We start from the raw sequence: 25,760 nt of genomic DNA on the forward strand, positions 1-25,760 counted from the left end.
TTATCTTTACCAAAAAAACCAGCCTTGGAAACAATTATATTTTCTTCCAACATTGCGCAGGATTTACAGCGCTATCTAAGCACCAAAAAATATTCCAAATTAGGGTTGATCATGGACAGCCATACCATCAATCACTGTTACCCTATTCTATCCGATGAACTCCCCGCGCATTCCATGTATGCGTTTGAGGCGGGAGAGAAGCATAAAAATCTGGACAGCTGTCAGGGTATCTGGCAATGGATGACGGATACGAATCTGGACCGTAAATCCCTAATAGTCAATATTGGCGGAGGGGTGGCCGGTGATATGGGTGGCTTCTGCGCCAGCACCTATAAAAGAGGGATTCGATTTGTCAATATCCCCACCACCCTTCTTTCGCAGGTAGATGCCAGCGTTGGAGGAAAACTCGGCATAGATTTCAACGGGTTTAAAAACCACATCGGTATTTTCAATCAACCGGAAGGAGTATTGATTAGTGATCAGTTTTTAGAAACCCTGCCCGAGGCGGAATTGCGCTCGGGGTATGCAGAAGTGATCAAGCACGGACTGGTTCGAAATGAAAACTACTTTCAAAGCCTGAAAACTGAAAATTGGCAAAATCAGCAGTGGAAAGACATTATTTCCGTGTCCGTTGGGATCAAACGGGAGGTAGTGGACAAGGACCCCAAGGAGGATGGGCTCAGGAAAATTCTCAATTTTGGGCATACCATTGGTCATGCCGTTGAATCCCATTACCTGGACTCGCCCTATCATCTGCTGCATGGCGAAGCCATCGCCATAGGCATGCTGACAGAAGCATTTCTTTCTCACAAATTTTTACGCATGCCCCAGGCGGATCTGGAAAGCATAGAGCAGAAGTTGTTAGCAATTTATGGGAAAATTTCGATTGCAGACGCAGACTTTGATGCGATCATCAAGCGCTGTTTTCAGGATAAAAAGAATGATGGTGAATCATTAAACTTTTCCTTATTAAAACGAATCGGTACCTGTGACTTCAATATAGTGGTAGGAAAGGAAGCCGTAATAGAAGCATTGGAGTATTACAATAGTTTGGACAATTAACTATTTCGTATCCGGTTATTTAATTGTTCCTACCAGACCGCATTTCATAAATGAACACGATAGAACTCCCCTTAAAAAACACTTTCGGAAAAATCCGAATCCCCCTGCCGTCATCCAAAAGTGAAAGCAACCGGGTATTGATCATTGATGCCCTGACAAAGGGGAAAAACAGCCTTTCCAATCTGGCCGAGGCCAGGGATACCCAGACCATGATTCGCCTGCTAAAGGAGGATCCCGAAGTATACGATGTGTTGGATGCTGGTACCACCATGCGCTTTTTAACTGCCTATGCAGCGCTGAACGGCAAGATAAAGACCCTGACAGGCACCCCTAGAATGTGTGAGCGACCCATTGGAATTCTGGTGGATGCTTTGCGGGAAATCGGGGCTGAAATCGAATACCTTGGGAAGGAAGGATATCCACCTTTACGAATAAAGGGTTTTGAAGGGCAAAAAGCTACTGAAATCAGTATTCGGGGAGATGTGAGCAGCCAGTATATATCGGCTGTGCTAATGAACGCCCCCTTGCTTCCCCAAGGGTTGATCCTGAACCTGACAGGGAAAGTGGGATCAGTGACTTACATCACCATGACGTTGGAGTTGATGAAGGCCTTTGGGGTAGATTACTCGTTTGAAGGCAATCGAATCCAGATTGAACCTCAGTCATATCAAGCTACCCCCTTCTCGGTGGAAAGTGATTGGTCGGGAGCCAGCTATTGGTTTAGCCTGCTGGCTGTTGCCGGGTCAGGGGAGTTGTTTCTGGAAGGATTAAAAGCGGATAGCCTGCAAGGAGATGCCCGGATTGTGGAAATCATGGAGCAGCTAGGGGTAAAAAGCACCTTTGAAGAAGGAGGCGTTCGCCTGCAAAAGACAGAGGTGTTGGGCTTGCCATCGTTTGATTTTACCCATTGCCCGGATCTGGCCCAGACCGTGGCCGTGACCTGCGCGCTGACCGGACAAACCGCTGATTTTTTGGGATTGGAGAGTTTGAGAATCAAAGAAACGGACCGAATTTATGCTTTGCAGCAAGAACTGGCAAAAATCGGTGCCAAACTCGAAGAAGGGGGGGGCGGTGTGTTTACGCTGCTACCTGCCCAGGAAATACCAGAAGCCGTGAACATACACACCTATGACGACCATCGGATGGCCATGGCATTTATGCCTTTGATGACCCGAACACGGTTGAAAATTGAAGACCCGGAAGTGGTTAACAAGTCCTATCCGAGTTTCTGGAAACATTGCGAATTGCTGGGGATACAGCCCCTTATTGGAGAGTAGCTTGGAACCGATGGGCAAAATGAAAATGCTGTGTTTTACACATTTTCTGTAGCTTTCTTTTTCAGGAAATTTCAGTTTATAATACAGATAAAAAATTAACAGGTTTTGGAGAAAAAAGTAAAAGTAGCCATTCAGGGTGTGTTGGGTTCCTTTCACCATCAGGTTGCCCAACAGTATTTTGGCGAGCAATTGGAAGTGGCCGGTTTTCATACCTTCGAGGAAGTTGCCCGCAGCGTGGAAGAGGGTAGTGTAGACTATGCGGTAATGGCCATAGAAAATTCCATTGCAGGAGCTATTCTACCTAATTACGATATCATAGACAGGCATGCCTTATTTGTAATCGACGAACATTACCTGCCCATTTCGCACAATCTGATGGCACTTCCCGGCCAGCAATTGGGAGCTATTCGGGAAGCCCGGTCACATCCCATGGCGCTTTTGCAGTGTAAGCAATTTTTTGCCTTGCATCCTGAAATTAAAGCAGTAGACGATGTGGATACTGCCTATGTTGCCAAGGTAATCGCCGAACAAAAAATCAACGGTTTGGCTGCGGTGGCCAGTACCAAAGCGGCAGAATTTTATGGGTTGGAGATATTGGCCAGGGATATTCAAACCGTGGCCAACAATTTCACTCGTTTTATAATTTTGTCAAAGGAAAAACCGGTACTGAAAATGCCTCCTACTAAGGCAAGCCTCAAAATAACCGTTCGAAATGAAAAAGGTGTTTTGGCTAAACTGCTCACCGTGATGAGTGAATACGATCTGGACCTAACCAAGATCCAGTCGATTCCAGTCATGAGTAAGCCCTGGGAGTACACCTTCTTTATAGATACCCTCATTGCTGATGAAAATCAATTCGGCGAAGCCATGAAGCAGATAGAGGCAAAGTACGGAGCAGTTAAAATTTTAGGTGAATACCAAAACAGAAAATGATGAAGGGATACTCGGACCGGCTGGGAGAAGTTCAGGAATATTATTTTTCCAAAAAGCTCAAGGAGGTACAGCAGCTTCGGGAAGCTGGCAGGCCCATAATCAATATGGGGATTGGAAGCCCTGATTTACCTCCCGACCCGCGGGTGATCGAGGCCCTCAAGCAGACGGCAGATCTTCCGGAAGCCCATGGTTACCAATCCTACCAGGGTATCCCCCGGTTGAGAAAGGCCATGTCGGAGTTTTATTCCAGAAATTACGGTGTATCGCTGGACCCTCAATCTGAGATTCTCCCACTAATGGGCTCGAAAGAAGGGATCATGCATATTTCTCTGGCTTTTTTAAACGAAGGGGATGAAGTGTTGGTGCCGAACCCGGGCTATCCTACCTATACATCCGTAACCAGGCTTCTAAACGCTACGCCGGTTTATTTTGACCTGCTGGAAAACAACCAATGGGAACCCGACTGGGAGGCGTTGGAAAACATGGATTTAACCAAAGTAAAGCTGATGTGGGTTAATTATCCTCACATGCCTACCGGAGAAAGTGGCAGCCAGGAGCTCTTTGGTAAACTACTCAACTTCGCCAAAAGAAATTCCATTTTGCTGGTACACGACAATCCGTACAGTTTTATTTTGAACGATCAACCGAGAAGTATACTGGAATTACCCGAAGCTAAAGACCAGGTACTAGAGTTAAATTCTCTCAGTAAAACCTTCAATATTCCCGGTTGGCGTGTAGGCATGTTGGCGGGAAGGCGGGATTATCTGCAGGCCGTATTGCGTGTCAAAAGCAATATGGATTCCGGTATGTTTCTGGGAATTCAGGAAGGGGCCATTGCCGCTTTAAATCTGGACGAGGCCTGGATTACCTCTATGAACGCTATTTATGGAGCACGAAAGAAGCTGGTGTTGGAAATGGCAGGCGTTTTGCATTTGAAGGTGCAGCCGGGAGGTGCCGGCATGTTTGTTTGGGCTAAAGTTCCTACATCCGTTTCCGCACCCGAGCTGGTGGATCGGCTATTGTACGAAAAAGATATTTTCATCACTCCGGGAGAGATTTTTGGAAGCAGGGGAACGGATTATGTTCGATTTTCGCTCTGCGTTAAAGAAGAAAAGATAAAAGAAGCATTGAATAGACTTGCAAATTAGAAGCAAAATGAAAAAAGTACACCTAATTGGCCTTGGATTATTGGGAGGATCTTTTGCCCTGGCAATAAAGAAAGCCCTTCCCGGATGGGAACTGACCGGATTTGACCAGAATCCGGAACACCTGAATATTGCTCACGAAATGGGGTTGATTAGTAAAAAGCTCGAAATTCCTGACGCGGATACCTCCCTGGTCGTCGTCGCTACTCCGGTAGATACGTTGTATCCTCTGATAGATAAAACATTGGCTCAGGTAGGACCCGGTACCCTGTTAATGGATTTCGGTTCTACCAAGGATGAACTCTGCCAAAAAATGAGCAGCCATCCCAAAAGAGCGCAGTACCTGGCGGTTCACCCCATTGCCGGGACTGAAAATTCCGGTCCAAAGGCAGCGGAAGCCAACTTGTTTGATGGCAAGGTGTTGATCATTTGCGAAATGGAAAAGACAGATGTACACCTGAAGGGGCTGGCGTATGAAGTTTTTGAAGCAGTGAACATGAAACTTCGTTTTATGGATCCGGTGGAACACGATCTGCACTTAGCTTTCGTTTCTCATCTTTCCCATATTTCTTCCTTCGTACTGGGAAAAACCGTATTGGATAAGACCAAAGACGAAAAAAACATCTTTGATATGGCTGGCAGTGGTTTTGCTTCCACCGTTCGTCTGGCTAAGAGTTCTCCCGATATGTGGGCCCCCATTTTTTTTGAAAACAAAAAAAATGTATTGGAGGCTTTGGACAGTTACATCCAACATCTCTCTCACTTTCGTCAACTCATTGCAGATGGAGACGAAACCGGATTGAATTCGGAAATGAACGAAGCAAACAAAATCAGAGATATTTTAGATTTAAAGGATTAATAAGCGGCTATTTTTTCCGATTGATAAAATTATCTCGATTTTTTTTGTAATTTTATTAATATGCAGTTGAACATAGATTCAGAATTCCAATCCCTTCGGGAGGTGTTGGTGCACCGTCCCGGAAAGGAAATTGACCGGCTGACCCCCTATAACAAGGAATTGTTATTGTTTGAGGAGGTTCCCTACTTGGAGGAGATGCAGCGGGAGCACGATGTGTTTACCCGCCTGATTCGAGACAGTTGTGGGGCAACGATTTATTTTTTCGAAGATTTGTTGGCTGATATTCTGAGTCAAAAGGAACTTTTGCAGACATTGATGCGGGAGGCCCTGGCTGCCTCACGATTGGAACACCTCGCCAGTGATTTGCTGGGAGTTCTTTCGGTGGCCGAGTGTACCCGGGCGCTTATTTCGGGTATTAAGGTACATGAAGTTAGGGGTAAGTTAAGTTCCCGTTCACTGGTAGATTTACTGGATGTAGCATTCTTAATTCCTCCCTGCCCCAATTTGTACTTTCAGCGAGATACCGCTGCAATCGTACCCGGCGGGGTGCTATTTTCTTCGATGAGACTACCCGAACGACAACGGGAGGCAAACATGGTACGCATGATTTTTGAAAATCATCCCTTGTTCAAGGACAAAATCAAAAAATGTTATCCTCCAACTGCACACAACAGCCCGGCATCGCTGGAGGGGGGAGATGTTATTATTTTAAATGAAAAGGCCGTAGCGATAGGATGTTCCGAACGGACGGAAGAAAAGGCCATTTACCATGTCGCTAAAAAGCTCATTGCTTCCGGTAGCGTGGAGCGCGTCTATGAAGTCCACCTTCCCAAAAAACGGAATTTTATGCATCTGGATACGGTGTTTACCATTCTGGATCAAAACAAAGTGTTGACGTATCCCGATGCCATTCAATCCGTACAGCAGATACTATTGTATACCCGAAAGGAAGATGATGGTGACAAGGTGCATATCAAGCGGCAGCATGTCAAAGAACCCTTGCGGGAAATTTTAAAAAGAGAGATTCATGGCCTGGAGATTATTGGAACAGATAAGGTAAATCAGGAATATGCACTCCGGGAGCAATGGTTTGATGGCGCGAATGTTTTTACCATTGCGCCCGGAAAGGTGATCTCTTATAATCGAAACAAGCATACCAATAGGGCCCTACGCGAATTTGGTGTGGAGGTGCTGGAAATGCCGTCCTCGGAGTTATCCCGTGGTTTGGGAGGGCCCAGGTGCATGAGTATGCCTATTAGCAGAAATCCTGTGGGCTGACAGGCTATATCGGAATAAAACAACGGAATGGCAGTTCCTCCTTGGAGGTATTTAGTGGTCAACAAGCCGTGGGCTGCGCCCCCGGTTATTGTTTAAAATCAATACTGACCCTAAAGCGGAATATTTCTCAAAAATTATCAAAAAAGGACCGTCTTCTGGATACTTTTAGATCTCTCAATATATTGGATTTCACGCGTATGTCGATATTGTAGGAGGTAAATCTGCCAAAAGGCACCCAATTGACATTCATTTGCCAGCAGTGCAGATCCCTGGCAATACCGATCATGGTTTGGGTGATCTTGGCTGCTGCCAGATCATATCCGGAGTTGAAATTAATTTTCCATTTTTCCGAAAGGCTCAGATCTCCGGATAAATTGACTGCCTGGGTAATGTTTGTTGACCCGGTAGTAGCTTTGCTGTAACTAAGATTGTAACTGAAGTTCATGTTCCAGGGAATAGACCAGTCAATATACTGACTAGGGTCATTGGCGATCCGGTTGATTTCGTTTTCCACAAATTCATCCATTTGTCCTCCCTGATTTAAAAATTCATTGGTAAGTTCGTCCCGAACCTCTCCCGGGGATTGTTCCGTTTTACTGGGGTTGAGGCTGCCATTGATATTTAGGGAGGCCCTGCGGATGGTACCCAGACCTTGTCCTCTTTTCCAGGCAAATTCATTGACTCGGCGAGTCACCTGCTGCTCTCCATTGGTGAAAGTTCTGGTGGCGTAAGGGTCAAAGTTTGCATTCAGGTTTACCGATAATTTCTTGTCAAAAAGAGTGGTTCGGGTGTTGAAATTCAACGGAGCCAGATTGAAAGAATCCACGGCGAAGTTATAGCCGGTCGATACGTTTAAGGTTTGAAGGATGGGTACTTTCTTGGTTTCGGCTTCTGCCGTATCGCTTTCAGTTCTCACCTTGGCTTCCACCACATTCCGGATACTGATAGTCAAGGCCTTGGATTCACCCATGGGGGCTCCTCCGTAAATAAAGCCCTGGTAGCGGGAAAGTCGTTGCATACGGCCGCTGCTGTTGGTTTGCACTTCCTGGTAATATCCGTACTTGGGATCTGAAAAATCCGGCGTACTGGTAAAGCCAAAAGTAGGCTGCATGTGGTGACGGATGGCCTCGATTTTTGACCCCTCCCGAAAGGTGTAGAAGCCATAAATATTGGTTGACAGGTTAAAGGAGGAATTGTAATAATTAATCCGGTTGAAGCCGTTTTCCAGTATACGATCCAGCCGTTCTTCGGCAGGATTATAGTAGTAATTTATCCGATCAAGGTACCAGATTTCAGTAAAATTCATGGAAGCTGTTCCTGTGAAAAAGCGGAAAAGACTGAAATTAGATGAAATGGGGACGGTATGTCGAAAGCCATTGTCCGCGTCACGAAGCAATTGCGGGAGATTGGCAAAGGTAAAAGGAAGCACATCCGGAGCGGAAGGCTGTCCCAGCTCCTCAATTTGTTGTTGCAAGTTGGGGTCCACTCCCAATTCCGGTGTAATCCGGTTGTTGATCGAATTTTGGGCATTAAAATTCCAGGCAACATTCAATGTTTTCAGGGGTTCGAAGCGAATGTTTCGAAAGGGGTTTTGGCGGTTCATATTTACTGCCACATCCGGAAGCAGTAGGTTTACTTCGTCGGTTACCTGATTTTGGGAATGCCGGAGGTTAGCAGACATGCTAAAGGGGGTGCCGGTAAAGGTTTTGCTGTAGGAAATATTGGAAGAGAAGTCAGATTGCTGGTTTTGCTGAAAATTCCCTTGATTCAAAATATTATCGTTATACGATTTGGTTCCAAAGTTAGCGGATGCCGAGAAGCGGGAATTGCCTCTTGTCTCTGGGTTGTGATTCCAGCGAAACCAAAAGGCATCGTATTCAAGTGGTTGCTCGGCTGTTTCAGGGCTCTGGAATTTCTGGTAGTCGATATTCAGCCCACCTCTATATCGGTACCTTTTATTATAAACGGAGGCTGTTTTCAGTCCATAGCCTCCTTTAGAGAAGATTTCTCCCGTCACCCGGGTATGAACGTAATCATTGAACGCAAAGTAGTACCCAAAGTCCCTAAGGAAAAAGCCACGTCGCTGCTCCTCTCCGTAGGAAGGGAAGATAATCCCGGAGGTTTGTTCTTCCGGCGTATCCGGAATGACTCCAAAAGGAAGTCCCAAAGGTGTTGGAATGTTATTAAAATACAGGTTGAAAGGTCCTGAAATCACGTGTTTGCCGCGAACGGACTTGATTTTGGAAGAGGAGATATGCCAATGTGGTTCGACCAGATCACAGGTCGTGTAAAAACCATTGCTCAGATATACGGATCCATCTTTGGTTTTTTTTACGGTTTCTCCACGTAGCAGCCCTTCATCCTGTTGGGTCACCACATCGGAAATGATGGCTTTTTGACTTTCAAAATTATAGCGCATCTGTTTTCGGATCTCGTAGGTGCTGTTGCCTTCTTTAAAGACAGGGTTTCCCTGGGCCACGCCGGTACTGTCTTCCAGACCGGAGGCAAACAATTCTGAATTCTCCCAGTCAATAATGATGTAATCGGCATCCAGCCGGATGTTGCCGTATTCAAACCAGGCTCCTTTATACAGGAAGACTTTGTTTTGGGAAAAATCAGAAATAATGCTGTCTTCGGCGTAATAATTGATAGTGGTAGTTATATCTCCGATTTCTTCCTGGATGGCTGCCTCCAGTTCTTCGGGGGATATCTGTAGGATACTATCGGGAAGGGTAGGAAGCAGGGTATCGGACTCCACTGTAGGTCGTCCCAGGCTATCTGGTGCGGCTAGTTCCAATTCGCCGGAGCTGTCTTTTTCGGTTTCCTGACCAAACACCGCCTGCCCAAAAAGCGTAAGGATACCTATGGAAAGAAAAGCGCGGGTAAGATAATGCACCAATAATTTCTGTTTGCTTTAAAAATTTCTAAATTTTGCGTAAAGTTAAGGTTATTAACGTTTATGAAACGAACCAGGTTGAAAAATATTCTTTTAATTTCATTGCTCTCTGTAGCCTTTGTTTTTTCCGCTTTTACCAGGGTAGGAGAGAAAAAAACAGAGTTTAAACTTCGACGAATCGTTATTGACGCAGGGCATGGAGGAAAAGACCCTGGAACGATCGGTTCTACTTCCCGTGAAAAAGACGTCGTCCTGGCCCTGGCACTTAAAGTAGGGGGCTACGTGGAGGAATTATTGCCGGAGGTAGAAGTGATTTATACCCGTACCACAGACAGGTTTATCGAATTGAAGGAGCGGGCCAATATCGCCAACCGAAACAGGGCTGATCTTTTTATCTCCATCCATTGCAATGCCACCACTTCCTCCCGGGTTCATGGCACCGAAACGTTTGTTATGGGGAACAAAAATTTCAACGCTAATTTTGAAATTGTCAAACGGGAAAATGCGGTGATCTTGCTGGAGGATGACTATCAGGAGAATTACGAGGGTTTTGACCCCCAGTCGCCTGAATCCTATATGATGTTTAACCTGATGCAAAAAGCTTATTTTTCCAATAGTTTATCTCTGGCCGAGAAAATTGAAACCGACTTTTCCACACGCGTTAATCGACACTCAAGGGGGGTAAAGCAAGCACCCTTTTATGTGTTGTGGACCACCAGCATGCCCAGTGTTTTGATCGAGGCGGGTTTCCTTTCCAATAATAGTGAGGAACGCTATCTAAACAGTAAAAGCGGCCAAACCTTTGTTGCATCCGGCATTTTCCGCGCAATCAAAGCTTACAAAGAAGAGATCGAATCCTTGTAACGCTGGAGCGCTAACAATTCGGCCCGGAAGGTAGGCTCAAGGAGAAATTAAGAAAAAATAGTACCTTGGGTAAGTAAAATTAAGAAGTAGTTTATTTGATGGACAGTCAGCTAACAGACAAGGAATTAAACGCGCTGGTTTCCTTATTGGATGATAACGATCAGGAAATCAAGGATCACGTCAGGGGAAAAATCATTTCATTGGGAAATGATGTGATCCCTTTTTTGGAAAACAAATGGGAAAGCTCTTTTAACCCCGAGTTGCAAAAAGAAATAGAGGAACTGGTACACGAGCTGCAGATAAACCTGCTTCGGCAACGCCTGGAAGAATGGAAAAACTCGGAGGAAAAAGAACTACTTGAAGGGCTCTGGATCATCAACACCTATTTGTACCCCGAATTGGAGTTCGAGCAGTTAAATGCCATCATGCAGCAAATCTATTTTCAGGTCTGGACCAATTTCAAAAACGAACTTTCGGTTTATGATAAAATTAAGCTGATCAACAATGTTTTGTTCAATGACCTGAAGTTTTCGGCTAACACCAAGAATTTTCATAGTCCTGGGAACAGCATGATTAAAACCGTTCTGGAAACCAAGAAGGGAAATCCCATTAGCCTCTGTTCCGTGTATTTATTGGTGGCCAGAAAACTCGGATTACCCATATATGGTGTCAACCTGCCAAACCTATTCGTGCTAACGTATAAATCCGGTAAATTCAAATTTTATATCAACGCTTTCAACAAAGGGCTGATTTTTACCCGGCAGGATATTAATAATTACCTGGAACACCTTAAACTGGAGCCGCAGCCAGCCTATTATGAACCCTGTGAAAACACGGATATCATCCGGAGAATGTTAAGAAACCTGGTGTTTGCCTTTGATAAAATCGGCGAAGTTGATAAGAGCAAGGAAATTAAGGGATTGCTTGAAATTCTCGATAGGGATTAGAGCATGCTTCGGATGTTGCATCCTACGGCCCGGGTAACGGCCGGTCCGGGCCTTTTTCTGGACAAAATGGCTTCGATTGCATTATCCAGGTATTGAACGGAAACGCTCGCAGGGGACTGGGCGTTGTTGTCAATGGCACCTTTGTAAGCGATCGAATAGCCTGTCGGCCCGGAGGAGATGACCACGGCTTCGGGAATTTTTCTTACACCCGTTTGCCGGGTAAATTCCTGCTCGCTGTCCATTAGAAATGGAATTCCTGCATCTCGGGCCCAGGTTAGCTGTTGCATGCGTTGCTGATTCTCCTCTTCCATCCAGGAATGGGGATTAACAAGAGCAAAAAATACATTTTCGCCTGAGTATTGCCGATGCAGGTCTAGAATTCTTTCCTCATATAACCTCGCATAGGGACAATTAAGGCTGGTAACGATAAAAACCATGGTCGTAGCCGAGCTCTGTTCCGATATAGATACAGGCTGCCCTGAATAGGCATCTATCAGTTCGATGTGCGCCATTTCCTGTCCCCAGACCAGGGAAACACAAAAAAAATATACCAGAAAACATCCAAAACGTCGCATGGAACAAGTTTTTTAATTAAACAAAGATAAAAAAAATCACCAGATGGTATAGGTGAGAATGATATCATTTTCGGAGATGACCTTGACAGAATAGTGGTGGTCCGCAAAATCCGTCCCGTATATTTTCCCTTTGATCACGGATTCGTTTCGGGTAAAGGGCTGTAGCAGGATGTTTTGCCGTAAGCTGATGCCCTTCCTGCCCTGGCATTTAAAAATGGTTTCTTTCACCGACCAGGCCAGCGAATACAGGTAAGGATCCTTGCCTAAAAAATCCATTTCTTTCGGGTCCAGGTATTTTTTTCCAAGAGGAACGGTTTTTTCCCGCACCTTTTCCAGATCTATTCCCACCGGCATTTCTTTGTGAAAGATGGCGGCTGCCAAATCGCCATGGTGTGTAAGGGAAACAAAACCATATCCGTCCATGGTGTGTGATTTTCCATGGGAGTCTTTGTAAAAGCCCGGATAAGGGAGTTGAATGCTTTCCAGGGCGAGCTTTATGGCCATTCTAGCTCCTTTCCATTCCATTTTTTTTTGGAGGTGGCTAATATTGGCCAGGGAAAGTTTTTCACGAAAGCTTAAAAAGTCCATTGGAAGGGTACTGGATTCCTGAATATTGTTGACAGCAAAAGCAGATAAAGGGCTAATTTTTTCTATTTTTGTTTGCATGGTTACTCAAAATGAGCTGGGTGATAAAGATAGATTGCAATATATGCCAAAAATTCAAGTAAATAAACTCCACACATTACGAGGTCACAACCATTCTGTCTTTGCCCTGTGCGGGGGGGTGTCTCCGGAGCTTTTTTACACGGGTTCGGGAGATGGTATGGTGGTCGGCTGGGATCTCCGGGAGCCAAAGGATGGAATTTTGTTAGCAAAACTACCCCATTCAGTTTACGCACTTGCCATCGACAAAAAGCGGAACTTGCTCTTTATTGGCCATAATTTTGAAGGCGTTCATGCGATAGATCTGACAAATAATCAAGAAGCTTGGTCGCTGAAAATCACCTCCAGTGCGATATTTGATTTAAAAGTGGTAGATGACATGCTTTTGGTCGCCACTGGGGATGGCGTGCTGGTGGTTTTGGATATTGAAGCCCGTTCTCCACTCAAGCATTTGAAAATCAGCGACAAATCATTACGGGTGCTTTCAGTGGATCCCCTTCGCCGGCAGTTCAGTGTAGGAGCCAGCGATCATCAGGTAACGGTGTTTGAATGGGAAGAATGGAAGCCGGTCGCCAAAATGGAAGGACATAGCAATTCGGTATTTGCACTGGAATATGCCCCGAATGGCAAAACCCTGATCAGTGGAGGTAGGGATGCCTTGCTCAAATTTTGGGATACCTCTGATTTTAGCCAGTTGTCCAGTGTGGCCGCCCATATGTATGCCATCAATTACCTGTCTTTTCGAAAAGACGGAAGGTATTTTGTAACTTGTAGCATGGACAAATCGATCAAGCTTTGGGACGCATCCGAATATAAATTACTTAAAGTAATCGATAAGGCCAGGCATGCAGGACATGGTACTTCGATAAATAAAGTAATCTGGTCGGACTATAAGGATCAGGTGGTTGCTATCAGCGATGATAAAACCATATCGATTTGGGATATACACATTAGCCAATGAATTCCGCCGTTATTGCAGTGGATTTAAAAACAACGAGATGAAAATAACACCCCTGGATATCCGCCAAAAGACCTTTGAAAAGAATTTCAGAGGATACGACAAAGAGGAAGTAGCGGCATTTATGAATTACCTTTCTCAGGAATGGGAAAAACTAATCGAAGAAAAAAATGCGCTAAAAGCCAAATACGAGCAGGCAGAAAAGGAAGCGTCCAAGTTAAGAGAAGTGGAGCAGTCCCTTTTTAAAACCCTCAAAACTGCTGAAGATACCGGTGCCAGTATCATCGAACAAGCCAATAAAACGGCAGAACTTATCCTGAAAGAGGCTCAGATGAATGCAGATGCACTCAATGCAGAGTCTAAAAATAAAGCGAGAAACGTGGTTGATCAGGCGGAGTCCCAGGCCAAAAATATCATCGAAGATTTGAAAGAAGATGTGCAATTGCTCGTGGATAATTACGAGAAATTGCAATCTCAAAGGGATTATCTATTAAAAAACCTTAAAAAAACAGCCGCCGAGACCCTGGAAAATGTGAAAACCGTACAAGACGATTTTAGTGAAATTGATGCCGGAGCCCATACGCGGATGGTGAAGGATCTGCAACGGAAAGATTCCTATTATTCCGCCCTGAGCAGGGAGTCCAAAAGGGCTAGCCCATCTGAAACCAGTGAGGAATCTTCTTCTACTTATTCCTGGCAGCAACCTGTTCCTGGTAATTCTCCCAAGGAAGAACCCGACTCCCCGGAAACTAAGGACGTAGATCTTTCTGAGATAAGCCCCTCAGAGGTACCGTCCGAATCAACAGGTCAGCCGAAAGATCCCATTCGAAAAAAAAACGAGTCTGAAGACAATACCGAAAAGAAGCAATCCGGATCTTTTTTTGACCAGTTTGACTGATGGGTAAGGTTTCGTTAGAAGGTATTGAATTTCACGCCTATCATGGTGTTTTTTCCGAAGAAAAAAAATTGGGCAACCGTTTCACAGTAGACGTGCATGTCGAAACGGATTTTCGTCAGGCAATGCTTCATGACGACCTCAAGAAAACCGTGGATTATTTTAAACTTTATCAGATCGCAAAAGGTCACATGCAGGTCCCTGTAAAATTATTGGAGCACCTGGCCCACTTGATGATTCAGGATATATTGAAAGTATATCCGGACACCCCAAAGATCTGTGTGATCATAAAAAAGCACAATCCCGCACTTGGTGGGGTGGTAAACTATTCGGTGGTAGAAGTTAATTATCCACAGGACTACCAATAAAGTTACATGTACACCAAAAACGAGGTCAGCAAGTTAAAGCAGGAGTTCTGGACCGCATTCGGTGGATATATGAAGCCGGTGCCCTCTGCCGACGGTACTCCTGTAAATTGGAAAAACTATAAAACCGGAATTCGCCACATTTATTTCCGCATGTCTGCCGAGAGGGATGGGGCTTGTGTTGCCATCGAAATACGGCATCCTGACCCGGATATCGGAGAAATCTTTTTTGAACAGCTTCTTTCTTTGCGAAGATTACTGGAAAATGAACTGGAAGAATCCTGGACCTGGCTACCTGCCAGAGAAGCAGAAACGGTAAATACCAGTTATAAGGTGGAAAAATGCCTGTCGGAAGTGAATGTGTTGGATAAAAACGATTGGCCTGAAATCATTTCTTTTTTGAAGCCCCGGATCATTGGATTAGATGCCTTTTGGTCACAGGCACAATATGGCTTTGAGGGACTAGGTTGAAGGCGGAAAGCCTCTAGCCATTTAGATTAGGCATCGTGTCTTTTCGGTATCTCAGGATTGGTGAATACAAAGCCCCGGGCCTCATTGCTCTCATGAAAATCTACCTCCATGCCCATCAGAAACATGACGTGCTTTTTTTCTATCAATACAGAGAGCCCCTCCACGTCAAATTGCTGATCTCCTTCCCGGCTCTGGTCAAATCCCAGTGCATAGGATACACCTCCGCAGCCACCACCTTTGACCCCTACCCGTAAAGCGTAATTTTCGGGAATATTCTTGTTGGTGATGATGTTTTTGATCTCACTCAGTGCCCGGGATGTAATGTGAATCGGTATCCGCATGTTCAGAAAAGGTCAAACTTTTGAGAATGGTTCAAAATTACCAGAGAAATGCCGACGGACATAGCATAAATTGACAATATTTTGGATATTGTGATTTAAAACAGCATCGAATGGAATCCCTGATACAGATAGCGAGTATAGTCCTTCCTGCCGGATTGGTAATCTATGGTATGTTTATCATTGCGGTATCATTTTTGAAGAAGGAAAAAGAAATGAAATGGCTTGATTTAAAAACAAAAAACACGGAATTATTGCTACCCATGCGTTTGCAGGCGGGGGAGCGGTTGTGTCTGCTGATGGAGCGCATTTCGCCAAACAATCTGGTTCGCAGGATAAACGAACCCGGATTCACCGCCGGAGAGTTGCACAGCAGATTGGTAGAGGAAGTCAGGAATGAATTTAATCATAACCTATCTCAGCAGGTATACTTTTCGGATGACACCTGGGAGTCCGTTCGAACGGCTGTGGAGCAGACACTTTCCCTCATCAATCGGTCCTACCAGCAGGTAGATGGGAACGAAAAAAGCCTGGAACTGGCAAAAAGAATATTTCAGTTTGCCTTAGAGCAGGAAAAGGATATCATTGCTCTGGCACTAAAAAGAATCAAGGATGAAATTCGGGTGTACTATTGATACTCGTACAAATCATATACATAATTATGCAAAAATCCACCCAAGAGCAAGGCTTCTATGAAAAGGCGAAAGCCATCTACCTTAACCGGGCCATGCATATTGCGAACACGGAGCGAAGATTACGTGCGTTGCTGGACAAAGCCAGCCAAAAATGGCAGGAGCTTTCGCAAAACCCCACCTTTGCACAGGTGAAATACCAGGTAGAAGTATTCATCAGGATGATACGAGCGCATCTCAATAAACAATACACCGGTCTTTCCAGCCGCTCGCTGGGCTTGTTGGTCTTGGGGCTCTTTTATTTTGCCCTTCCTACAGATTTGGTCCCGGACTTTATTCCATTTATCGGGTATGTGGATGACATTACCGTATTATTAGCCGTTTTTAAGAGCCTTCAATCAGATGTTGAGCGCTTTCTGGAATGGGAAAACGACCGGCAATTATGAGCAAGGTGGCACTGGTTTCCGGTTCTTCCGGATTGGTAGGGATGCAATTGTTGCACCAGTTATTCCAAAATGCCGCTTACGACTGGGTCATATCTTTCGGTAGAAGGGACCTTGCTCTCAAGCACCCAAAACTGGTTCAAATCAAGGTGGATTTTAAGGAGATGGACCGGGTAAATGTCATTGAAGCGATTCGCATTCAAAACAGTGGAGGTGACTTTCAGCCTTTGATCAGAAGCCTGGAGACAGCGTCCGCACAGCTTTCCGCATATTGTGCCTTGGGGACAACCATTAAAGCAGCCGGTTCCAAAGAAAAATTTTATCAGATAGACCATGACTTTGTAATAGGCTTTGCACGCATGGTGTTGCGAATCGGTGCCAGCCGTTTTTTCTACGTGAGTGCTCTTGGAGCTGATGCAGGATCATCTATTTACTATAGTAAGGTAAAGGGAGAAGTAGAAAATGACCTGAAACGGATGGACTTTACTTATGTGGGTATTTTCCAACCCTCCCTTTTGCTGGGAGAGCGAAACGAAAACCGCATTGGAGAGGAAGTAGGCAAGATACTGATGAAAGGACTTACTTTTCTTGGGATATTGAAAAAATACAAACCCATTTACGGTCATCAGGTGGCCCAGGCCATGGTGGTCAAAGATGGTGAAGCAGATATTACCGGTAACGAGACGATTACGTCTTCCGAAATGCATGGCATGGTTGTATGATAGCAGTTATTCAGAGGGTTTCTCAGGCAGCAGTACATATTGAAGGCAGGGAAAGTGCTGCCATCGGGTCTGGTCTGGTGGTACTGCTGGGAATCGAAGCAGCTGATGGTACGGAAGACCTGGAGTGGATCAGCCGTAAAACGATACAGATGCGGATTTTTGCAGATACGGAAGGCGTAATGAATAGGAGTATCCTGGACTCTAATGGAGAGGTACTGCTAATCAGTCAATTTACCCTTCATGCCAGTACCAAAAAGGGGAACAGACCTTCTTATATCAATGCAGCCAAACCGGATATCGCGATTCCCTTGTATGAGGCATGTATCAAAGAAATGAGCCAACAATTGGGTAAATCCATAAAAACAGGTGTATTCGGTGCGAACATGCAGGTTTCCCTGATAAACGATGGTCCGGTGACCATCCTACTTGATTCTAAAAATAAAGTCTAATCTAATTTTACCCGTCGATAATAGAGGGATGCGTAAAGTAAAAGACACCTTAAAAATTGATTAATAGCGAACCGAAAGTTACGCACAGCCCTGCGGATGAATTTTTAGTCATCAAGCAGGCGACCGTGCTCCATCAAGGAAAGACCCTGTTCCAGCAGCTGGATTTTACGCTATTGAATGGAGAATCCTGGGTGATTTTGGGTGGTTCCGGAAAGGAGCGGACCGCATTTCTTGAAACGCTGATGGGAAGAACCACTTTGGTGGCGGGAAGCATTTCGAGACCCTTTGCGGCAGATTACCAAGAGGAGCAAAGTAGTAAGGGGATCGTTAACAGTTTTAGGGATTTAATCGCTTCTGTTTCCCAGAAATACACCTTTAAAAACAAATCCAGCCAACAGAATTTTTATTACCAACAGCGGTTCAACAGTTCGGAATCGGAAGATACCGAAACAGTGGCAAGGTACCTAAAACAGGCAGAGAGCAACATTCCAGGGCCCTGGACCCTGGAGAAAGTTATTTCTTTATTTAACCTGCACGAATTCAAAGATAAATCCCTGATTAAATTATCCAACGGGGAAACCAGGAGGTTAGCCATGGCCCTGGCACTATTAAAAAACCCCCGTCTTTTTTTGATGGACATGCCCATGACAGGACTGGATGTGCAAACCCGCGGCCATTTTAACGAACTAATAGGTGCGATTATAGAATCGGGTATTCAGGTGGTGATGACCTGCACTGCCGGGGAAATTCCTTCGTGTATCAACCGGCATGGCTGGTTGGGCCAGGGTAGGTTGGTCGCAATTGAAGATCCCAACATCCTGAAGGAATGGGAGAATCGTTCGCTATTGCAAGGGCTGGTGCAGCAGGAAGCGTTTAGGGGCTTGCTAAAAAAGGTGTTTCAGGAATCCGGGATTTCTACTGTCATTGAAATGCGGGAGGTTACCATTCGGTACCAGGACAGCGTATTGTTGGATGGTGTCAACTGGAAGGTATTGCCAGGTGAAAAATGGCTTATCCGGGGACACAATGGTGCTGGGAAGTCTACCTTAATTAGCCTGGTATTGGGAGAGAATCCACAGTCTTACGCCAATGATATCGTATTATTTGACAGGAAAAGGGGTACTGGGGAAAGCATATGGGATGTCAAGAGGCCGGTTGGTTTCGTTTCTCCGGAGTTGGGAAGGTATTTCCCCTCCAATCAGACCTGCAAAAAGGTGGTGTTATCTGGCTTATTCGATACCATGGGCTTATTCAAAAAACCAACTGCATCTCAGGAGTCACTGGCAGATGCCTGGTTGGAGGCCTTTCAGTTGCCTCATGTAGCGGATTTAAATTTTCACCGAATTAGCTTGGAGGAGCAGCGATTCTGCTTGCTGGCCAGGGCCATGATCAAAAGCCCCCGGCTTCTGGTGCTGGATGAAGCTTCCCAGGGCATGGATGAAGAGCAACGGATTCGTTTTCGGCAGGCCATTTCATTTTTCTGTGAAGAAACGGGAATGTCTCTTTTATTTGTTAGCCATTACGAAGAGGATGTTCCGGCCGGGGTAAATAGGGTTATGGTTTTAAATCAAGGAAAAATTAGTGAATTAACCACGAAATGATGACAATATCTGAAGCACAGGAAAAGGTAGATGCCTGGATCAATTCTACAGGTGTCCGGTATTTTGATGAACTTACCAACATGGCTATTCTGACGGAAGAAGTAGGAGAGGTGGCCCGGATCATGGCAAGAAAATATGGGGAACAGTCCTTTAAGGAAAGTGACAAAGACAAGGATTTGGCCGATGAAATGGCGGACGTATTGTGGGTACTGATTTGCCTGGCCAATCAAACTGGCGTTGACCTGACAAAAGCACTGGAGAAAAATTTTGAGAAAAAAGATTTACGTGATAAGGATAGGCATCAGGCAAATAAAAAACTAAAGTAGCCATTTGAGTGAATGCTCCGACTTGACATTAGTCGGGTTAGATAAAAAAAAGCCGGACTTGATCACAGTCCGGCTTTTTTGCTTTGTTATTTGGGAGGTTATTCCACAATCAGTTTCATTTTTTTGGTCCAATTGCCGCCATCCGAAACGGTCACAATGTAAATTCCCGATTGAAGTCCTTCCAGAGGTAGTGTGTAGGTGCCAAAGCCATCAGAAGCAGACTTGGGATCAATGCTTTTGACCAGGGCTCCGGACGTACTTTGAATGTAGATTTCTCTTACGCTTACGTCCTCACCGATGGATACCGTAGCTTGATAGGAAGCCGGATTGGGATAGACGCTTGTGCCAGGCCTTTGCCCTGTACCGGTGTCCATAGCCGACTGAGTCTGGGCGGATTCATCCGTTGCCATTCTCAAGTTGGAGGAGAAGGAATCCCCTTCGGGTATTACGGCGATGCCCGCTACGGTAGCATTATTAGTGGTGGCGATCATGGAGATATCTAGAATTCCATCCCCTACCTTAACCGATCTAAAGGTCAAGGTAGTCGGTTTGTTACCCGATTCCCGGTAGATGTCAAAGTTTGACTTAACGCGATTTCCTTCGATGTTGATATCAAAAACCCGGTTGCCAGATGAAGCTGGCGGACCGTATGATCCAAACCAAAGTTCATTGTGATAGGTGATGACCGTATAGGTTCCGTTTTTCACTGGGATGCTGTAATCCAGGGTATGTGAATACCTTTCGGTAAGGAATAATTCGGAACCGCTGACCGTAAAGTTAAAATTAACTTTGGAGGTATTCGCATAGTCCGTATTCCGATCTCCGGTGTAAAGCTGCCCATTATAGGCCGTTTCATCATAGGTACCTGCATTAAGGAATATGGGTTCCTGCTGGGATTTGATCGATTCTGAATTGGTGTTTCCGCTAGCTTTTCCGATGTACAATCCGGAAAGGGTGACATTATCGCTACTTGCAGATAAAGCTAACTCCAACCAGCCATCTGTTACCTCAATATCATTAAAGGTCAGAATCGTCGGGGCATTGGATTTTTCGGCATAGATGTCGAAGTCGTCTTTTTTGAGTATTCCTTCAATAGTGATGTCAAAAACTCTTTTACCGGCGCCTGCACTTGGACCAAAAGATCCAAACCAAAGTTCATTGTGATAGGTTTTGACCTGATAGGTGCCGTTTTCTACAGGGATTCGGATGCTCATGTTCCGGCCGTACCGTTCTGTTTGAAACAGCGATTCTCCTTCTACGGTATAGTTGAAATTGGCAGAATAGCTTGAGAAATAATTGGTTTTATAGTCGGAGATAAACTGCTTTCCATCAAAAGTAACGTCATCCCGACTACCGGCATTAATCATCAGGTAGTCACTATACCCGTCTGTTTCGGCAGGAGGGGTAGCCGCACCTGCTTTTAAATCCTCAGGAATATTGATTGGGTTTTGGCTGATGACAATGCCGGAAACGGTGGCATTGTCAAGGGAAGAAGAAAAATCGAGGTTCAACTCCCCGTCATCTACGGAGACTCCCGTAAAAGTAAGTGCCATGGGCTGGTTTCCGTTTTCTTTGTACAAGTCAAAGTCGTCTTTTACCTTGGTGTTTTCTATGCTGATGTCAAAAACCCGTTGTCCCACCTGGCTATTTGGACCTTGTTTTCCAAACCAAAGCTCATTATGCAGGGTATATACGTAATAAGTGCCATTTGGTACCGGAATTGCATAAGAGAGGTTTTCACCATAGCGTTCCGTTTGAAATAATGTGTAGGAACTGGCAGTTGGCTCCTCAAATACCTTAGAGGAATTGTAGAAATTATTCGTAGAATTTTCTCCTGAAAATCTCATAGAATTCCAATCTGTATCCACTTTACCTCCCGCATTGATAAAATAAGTGGAGAAGGCTTCGGGTTCGGTCGACGTAGAGGTAGAGGTGATCGAAAAGTTTATGGTCGCCGAACTGGCTTCCTGGCCATTATCGGCAATCGCAACGGCAGACAGGTTGTGCGTTCCCGAAGGAGCCTTTTCCCAGGCAAAGGTAAACGGAGCGGTGTTTGCGGACCCCAGTTTTTCGGAACCGTTGTAAAAATCAACCCGGGAGATTTCTCCCCCCTGAACTGCGGCGGCTGCTTCGATCATTACCGTTTGCCCTTCGTCACCAATTTGGTCGGGCTCTGGTTTGGTAAGGCTGACAGAGGGCTTTGGTAGCTCCTGCTCAACTACCCCGCTTCCGCTTTTCAGCAATAGCAAGGAAGAATAGGGGCCTATCGTCAGGGTTGGTGATAGCCATTCGTTCAACAGGCTAACAAACCCACCTGAAGTGGAAAAACTCTTCTCTAGTCTAGAGGGGTTTTTTTCGAATAAAACTTTTTCCTCCGGATGAATGACACTGGCCTCCACCTCGTGAAATTCAAGATTATCCAACCATAATTCACCGGTTTCTCCGGTGCCTATTTCCATAACAAGACGGGTGCTTTCTATATCTGCCAGCGACTGGATCAATACTTCGTTGTCACTTTTTTGCCAATCGATACCCACCTTGTGTTCTGAAGAAAGAGTATACCAAGGCGAACCTCCCTGACGCAAATAGAAAGAAATCGGGATGGTTTTGTCTGCAACTGCACTGAATTTCAACAGGTAATACTTACCCTTTTTAATGGACCCGACGCTTAAAGTTGTTTGGCTGGTACCTTTTGTGCTGATTTTTAAGGAGCCTCCATCCAATTTCCCACTATCCCAGGACTTGCTACAATCCGAGCAGCTGATGTAGTTCACGTTTTGGTCAAACGTGCCGTTTGAATACCGATTGGAACCTACCTTTTTTGAAATTTGGTATAAATCGTTTAGCTGGGTTCCGGTTTTGGAACTCCAGTCTTTATTATACATTCGTTGCCAGCCTTTCAAATCAAAAAACTTGTTGGCTTCGTTACTGGAGTTCGCATTGTATCGGACCTTAAACCTAAAATTATCAGAAAAAGGGGCTGAATATTTATTATAGTTGAATGTGGCCAGGTCAGCTACATCGTCGAAAAGCGTATAAACATAGACGAAGTTTTGGAAGGCGTCTTTTGCCAGTAATTTATTGTTTTCGATAGTTGTATTTGCAAGGGGATTTCCCATCAAGTCATTCCTCAAAAAAATCAAATTATCCGAATCGTAAATCGTATTATTGATAACCCGGATATTGTCAGTATTATGGAGGTAGATGCCTTTAGAGGTAATGTGGGCTACGGTATTGCCCGACACTTCCACGTCAGTGACATTATCATCCAAATAAATTCCTTCGGCTTGTGGTTTGTCTACATGATTCTTAATCGTCGTTCCTTCTTTCACCCCCACACCATTGATAATGATGTTATTTGTGATTTTTCTATTTTTATAATTGTCGTATTTTCCCTGATAGGTATAAATCCCGCCACCGTCATTTTTGGTGACACAAAAACCATCAATATAATTGGATTTGACTTGGGAGTTATGTCCGCCAAATCGGATTCCGATATACCCGGTTTTTTTGATCTCGTTGTATTCAATAAGATTGTCATCTCCGTCCGAAAATATCGCCAATCCTACATTGTCCCCACTTCTTCCATGTCCCGGAAATACGTAGGTGTTTTGTATGTTATTTCCACGAATGATGGCTCCATCGGAAATTTTAATATTCATTCCAACATTATTGGAATGGTTTACTTCCGAATTTTCCACTACTAAATTAGAAACGCCGGCGAGAAAAAGGCCGTCTTCACCAGAAAGGTTTATTTTACAATTGATGATTTTAATATCGTTTCCACTTTCAAATTGAAATGCATTTCGGTTGGCACCTTTAAATTGAAGGTTTTCGAACCGGATGTGTTTAGCGGAACCGGTGTTTTGTACAATAAAGTCATTGGTACTTACTTCTACGCGGGTTGATCCCGGGTCGCTGCCAAAATAGACACGCATTTTTCTTGTGCTGGGGTTGTAATACCACTCCCCATATCGGTCCAGGGTGCTGGGATGATTTTGAACAAAATAACCATAGCCAGCTCTCGGTTCGTAAGAGGTATCCGAGTTGGAAGCATAATTAAGGGTGTTTCCGGAATGGGAGCTGATTCTGTGCCGGTCCGTGATCCAATATACTTTCCGTATGACCACTTCACCACCTGACCAGTTGGGACTGGAAGATAGCTGGTCATCGGTAATCGAACGGTTTCCGGAGTGGGATTCATAGGTAAGGTAGCCTTTATTGGAAGTGTTGGAATTAGGATACCTCCCCATCTCCTGAGGATTATTGTCAATAGCCAACATATTTACCCTGTTATAGGGTAAGCGGCCATCCGAAGCTTCGTAAACACCATTCCCTACTGACTGCCAATTGGAAAGTCTAACCATGGAGGTGATAATCGGATCAGGCCCGGAGCCGTACGCACCAAAAGTGATGGGAGCCCCGGAGTTTCCGGAAACGTTAACCCGAATTGTACCGTAAAAGGACTCGCCTCTGCGGAAGAAAACCTTATCACCTGGATTTAAACCGGAAATGATGGCATTTAATTTGCTTATTGATTTCCAAGGGGTGGCTGCATTCTGAGCTTGAGAAAAGCTTCTCGAATCATCTCCAATCTCGTTGGAGAAATAATAATTGGCGGCGTTGACAGATAATCCAGCCAATAATAATGTGCAACACAGGATTACTTTGTATAAAACTGTATTCATTGAGACTTAATTTAGTTGGTGGTTGATTTATTCGGATTTTTTATATTCATACTTTTGTGATCCATCCTTAAGATAAGGACATAGTTATTCTAGTTGGTTTGAAATAACACATCAAACTTCATCAAAAATCTCCCCTACGAAATGTGATTATTTTCTACTTGAGTACTTAGCCGTTGGTAGCTAATTGGGTAATTAAGTTGGTCGACTTTAAGGCTCAAGCATTTAAAATTCATGCCAAAGGTAAGAATTGTTTTTAATTGCATCCATTCTGTCCTTACCTCATTGGTTCTTAGCATAACTGAAAAAGATAAAATCTTGTTTCAAACCTATTTTTCAGCACCTAATAATAAGAAAAATGTATTTAAAATGCTATCATCTAATCCATAAAAAAAAATTATCAGATATATTACTATGTAGAATTAAAGAAAAAAAACTGGGTAATCTGTAAATTTAACCCACAATTTGTATAAGGTTTACACAACACCAAATACCTTATTCTGGTTGTAATAAGTCGCCAACCCTTACCCGGCATTCCTGAAGGACAAGGGCATTTTGTCCGAACATCACCTTCTTTCCTTGTTTTCTGTATTGAGCTAATGTCAACAGCGGTTCCTTGCCTTTTTTTCCTGATTCCTGATCCACTGTGATCATTATGCAACGGGCACAGGGTTTGGTAATTTTGAAGGCGGACGACCCGATGGTAAATCGATCCCAGGTATCTTCCATATAAGCTGGCCCGCCCGTAAATACGATATTTGGACGAAATCTAGACATGGGTACCGGTGTTTGGAGCCGCTGGTTTAAATCTTCCAAAGAGGATTGGCCAATAAGTAAAATAGGCATGCTATCGGCAAACCCCACATGTTCCCGATCTATTTGGTACTTTTTCTTTAACCAACGCTTGTGTTGGGGACTCATTTTCACCAGGCTGCAAGGGGAGCGGAGCATGTCTGAAAACCACTCGTCGGCGAGGGGGTCTACTGCCAATGCATTTACCTCGTCTTCCCAGATGCTAACCTTTCTTAGTTCGCCGGAGTCAGCGGAAACGGGAATTTGAATCCCGTTACCCGAGTGTTCTTTGTGGGTGATCTGCAACTGATCGCCTTGGAGTGCCACCTGAAACAGGGCCATTTGGGGCTGGCTTCGCTGGCTCAGGAATTTCCCATTGCGATCCACTAGCATCCATTGCCGGTCGTATTGCAATCCGGCTTTTCCGAGTTGGCTTTCTGATAAAGAGATTCCGCCAAGGGATTTGATGGGATAGGTGTGGAGTTCTGAAATTCTCATACGATAGTAATTTGGTGGTGGCTGCATACCAGATCGGAAAATAGGGATAAATGCTGACAAATCGAATCTGAAAACTGTCAGGAATT

At 44.6% G+C, this 25,760-nt stretch carries 24 protein-coding genes; 18 read left to right on the forward strand and 6 right to left on the reverse strand.

Annotated features, from left to right (window positions below; all coding sequences use genetic code 11):
* Positions 1 to 24: 24 nt before the first annotated feature.
* The 6 genes from aroB (at position 25) to GJS45_RS11040 (ending at position 6,554) form a co-directional block, all read left to right on the forward strand.
* Entirely contained in the window at positions 25 to 1,062 is a 1,038-nt protein-coding gene (aroB, locus tag GJS45_RS11015) for a 3-dehydroquinate synthase (protein ID WP_162341850.1), read from the forward strand.
* A 50-nt stretch (positions 1,063 to 1,112) separates the two neighbouring features.
* Positions 1,113 to 2,339, forward strand: coding sequence for a 3-phosphoshikimate 1-carboxyvinyltransferase (locus tag GJS45_RS11020; RefSeq protein WP_162341852.1), 1,227 nt, complete (start codon positions 1,113 to 1,115; stop codon positions 2,337 to 2,339).
* 105 nt (positions 2,340 to 2,444) lie between these two features.
* The gene (locus GJS45_RS11025) at positions 2,445 to 3,272 is read left to right on the forward strand and encodes a prephenate dehydratase (RefSeq protein WP_162341854.1); all 828 of its coding nucleotides are present in this window, start codon (positions 2,445 to 2,447) and stop codon (positions 3,270 to 3,272) included.
* Positions 3,272 to 4,420 (forward strand): pyridoxal phosphate-dependent aminotransferase, encoded by a 1,149-nt coding sequence (locus tag GJS45_RS11030; protein WP_162341946.1) that lies wholly within the window; start codon positions 3,272 to 3,274, stop codon positions 4,418 to 4,420. The genes GJS45_RS11025 and GJS45_RS11030 overlap by 1 nt, the downstream gene beginning before the upstream one ends.
* A gap of 7 nt (positions 4,421 to 4,427) precedes the next feature.
* Positions 4,428 to 5,276 carry a prephenate dehydrogenase gene (locus GJS45_RS11035; RefSeq protein WP_162341856.1) on the forward strand — a complete coding sequence of 283 codons (849 nt, stop codon included), beginning with the start codon at positions 4,428 to 4,430 and terminating at the stop codon, positions 5,274 to 5,276.
* Positions 5,277 to 5,336: 60 nt separating this feature from the next.
* Complete coding sequence (locus GJS45_RS11040; protein ID WP_162341858.1) at positions 5,337 to 6,554, forward strand: arginine deiminase; 1,218 nt, start codon at positions 5,337 to 5,339, stop codon at positions 6,552 to 6,554.
* A gap of 127 nt (positions 6,555 to 6,681) precedes the next feature.
* Here the strand turns inward: GJS45_RS11040 and GJS45_RS11045 are convergent, their stop codons facing one another.
* Entirely contained in the window at positions 6,682 to 9,450 is a 2,769-nt protein-coding gene (locus GJS45_RS11045; protein ID WP_235954712.1) for a putative LPS assembly protein LptD, read from the reverse strand.
* 63 nt (positions 9,451 to 9,513) lie between these two features.
* On the opposite strand from GJS45_RS11045, the gene GJS45_RS11050 reads away from it, so the two are divergent.
* Together GJS45_RS11050 and GJS45_RS11055 are read left to right on the forward strand one after the other, a co-directional pair.
* Positions 9,514 to 10,314, forward strand: a complete 801-nt coding sequence (locus tag GJS45_RS11050; RefSeq protein ID WP_162341860.1) for an N-acetylmuramoyl-L-alanine amidase family protein — start codon at positions 9,514 to 9,516, stop codon at positions 10,312 to 10,314.
* 98 nt (positions 10,315 to 10,412) lie between these two features.
* Positions 10,413 to 11,261 carry a transglutaminase-like domain-containing protein gene (locus GJS45_RS11055; protein WP_162341862.1) on the forward strand — a complete coding sequence of 283 codons (849 nt, stop codon included), beginning with the start codon at positions 10,413 to 10,415 and terminating at the stop codon, positions 11,259 to 11,261.
* On the opposite strand, the gene GJS45_RS11060 is transcribed toward GJS45_RS11055, so the two are convergent.
* Positions 11,258 to 11,836: a redoxin family protein gene (locus GJS45_RS11060; RefSeq protein ID WP_162341864.1), complete on the reverse strand. Its 579-nt coding sequence runs from the start codon at positions 11,834 to 11,836 to the stop codon at positions 11,258 to 11,260. The genes GJS45_RS11055 and GJS45_RS11060 overlap by 4 nt on opposite strands.
* Positions 11,837 to 11,872: 36 nt before the next feature.
* Positions 11,873 to 12,502 (reverse strand): 4'-phosphopantetheinyl transferase family protein, encoded by a 630-nt coding sequence (locus GJS45_RS11065; RefSeq protein WP_162341866.1) that lies wholly within the window; start codon positions 12,500 to 12,502, stop codon positions 11,873 to 11,875.
* Between the two features lie 43 nt (positions 12,503 to 12,545).
* On the opposite strand from GJS45_RS11065, the gene GJS45_RS11070 reads away from it, so the two are divergent.
* Genes GJS45_RS11070 through GJS45_RS11085 form a run of 4 tightly spaced genes read left to right on the forward strand, consistent with a single transcriptional unit; the run spans position 12,546 to position 15,188 of the window.
* A complete protein-coding gene (locus GJS45_RS11070; protein ID WP_162341868.1) occupies positions 12,546 to 13,460 on the forward strand; it encodes a WD40 repeat domain-containing protein in 915 nt (304 codons plus the stop codon).
* A gap of 37 nt (positions 13,461 to 13,497) precedes the next feature.
* A complete protein-coding gene (locus GJS45_RS11075; RefSeq protein ID WP_162341870.1) occupies positions 13,498 to 14,355 on the forward strand; it encodes a DivIVA domain-containing protein in 858 nt (285 codons plus the stop codon).
* Positions 14,355 to 14,720 carry a dihydroneopterin aldolase gene (gene folB, locus GJS45_RS11080; protein ID WP_162341872.1) on the forward strand — a complete coding sequence of 122 codons (366 nt, stop codon included), beginning with the start codon at positions 14,355 to 14,357 and terminating at the stop codon, positions 14,718 to 14,720. Before GJS45_RS11075 ends, folB begins: the two co-directional genes overlap by 1 nt.
* A gap of 6 nt (positions 14,721 to 14,726) precedes the next feature.
* Positions 14,727 to 15,188 (forward strand): DUF4268 domain-containing protein, encoded by a 462-nt coding sequence (locus GJS45_RS11085; protein ID WP_162341874.1) that lies wholly within the window; start codon positions 14,727 to 14,729, stop codon positions 15,186 to 15,188.
* A gap of 26 nt (positions 15,189 to 15,214) precedes the next feature.
* On the opposite strand, the gene GJS45_RS11090 is transcribed toward GJS45_RS11085, so the two are convergent.
* On the reverse strand, positions 15,215 to 15,529 hold the full coding sequence (locus tag GJS45_RS11090; protein ID WP_162341876.1) for a HesB/IscA family protein: 315 nt from the start codon (positions 15,527 to 15,529) through the stop codon (positions 15,215 to 15,217).
* 110 nt (positions 15,530 to 15,639) lie between these two features.
* Here GJS45_RS11090 and GJS45_RS11095 point away from each other — a divergent pair, with 110 nt between their 5' ends.
* Genes GJS45_RS11095 through GJS45_RS11120 form a run of 6 tightly spaced genes read left to right on the forward strand, consistent with a single transcriptional unit; the run spans position 15,640 to position 19,699 of the window.
* Positions 15,640 to 16,161, forward strand: a complete 522-nt coding sequence (locus tag GJS45_RS11095) for a DUF7935 family protein (RefSeq protein WP_162341878.1) — start codon at positions 15,640 to 15,642, stop codon at positions 16,159 to 16,161.
* Positions 16,162 to 16,187: 26 nt separating this feature from the next.
* On the forward strand, positions 16,188 to 16,604 hold the full coding sequence (locus tag GJS45_RS11100; RefSeq protein WP_162341880.1) for a YkvA family protein: 417 nt from the start codon (positions 16,188 to 16,190) through the stop codon (positions 16,602 to 16,604).
* Positions 16,601 to 17,323, forward strand: coding sequence for a Rossmann-fold NAD(P)-binding domain-containing protein (locus GJS45_RS11105; RefSeq protein WP_162341882.1), 723 nt, complete (start codon positions 16,601 to 16,603; stop codon positions 17,321 to 17,323). Before GJS45_RS11100 ends, GJS45_RS11105 begins: the two co-directional genes overlap by 4 nt.
* Positions 17,320 to 17,772: a D-aminoacyl-tRNA deacylase gene (dtd, locus tag GJS45_RS11110; protein WP_162341884.1), complete on the forward strand. Its 453-nt coding sequence runs from the start codon at positions 17,320 to 17,322 to the stop codon at positions 17,770 to 17,772. The genes GJS45_RS11105 and dtd overlap by 4 nt, the downstream gene beginning before the upstream one ends.
* 56 nt (positions 17,773 to 17,828) lie before the next feature.
* Positions 17,829 to 19,373 (forward strand): ATP-binding cassette domain-containing protein, encoded by a 1,545-nt coding sequence (locus GJS45_RS11115; RefSeq protein ID WP_317165100.1) that lies wholly within the window; start codon positions 17,829 to 17,831, stop codon positions 19,371 to 19,373.
* A complete protein-coding gene (locus GJS45_RS11120; RefSeq protein ID WP_162341949.1) occupies positions 19,373 to 19,699 on the forward strand; it encodes a nucleotide pyrophosphohydrolase in 327 nt (108 codons plus the stop codon). Before GJS45_RS11115 ends, GJS45_RS11120 begins: the two co-directional genes overlap by 1 nt.
* A 98-nt stretch (positions 19,700 to 19,797) precedes the next feature.
* On the opposite strand, the gene GJS45_RS11125 is transcribed toward GJS45_RS11120, so the two are convergent.
* Complete coding sequence (locus GJS45_RS11125; RefSeq protein ID WP_162341886.1) at positions 19,798 to 24,387, reverse strand: malectin domain-containing carbohydrate-binding protein; 4,590 nt, start codon at positions 24,385 to 24,387, stop codon at positions 19,798 to 19,800.
* A gap of 492 nt (positions 24,388 to 24,879) precedes the next feature.
* Positions 24,880 to 25,674, reverse strand: a complete 795-nt coding sequence (locus GJS45_RS11130; RefSeq protein WP_162341888.1) for an MOSC domain-containing protein — start codon at positions 25,672 to 25,674, stop codon at positions 24,880 to 24,882.
* Positions 25,675 to 25,760: the final 86 nt, after the last annotated feature.

This window comes from Cyclobacterium salsum (genome assembly GCF_010119245.1).
GTDB classification, from domain to species: Bacteria; Bacteroidota; Bacteroidia; order Cytophagales; family Cyclobacteriaceae; genus Cyclobacterium; species Cyclobacterium salsum.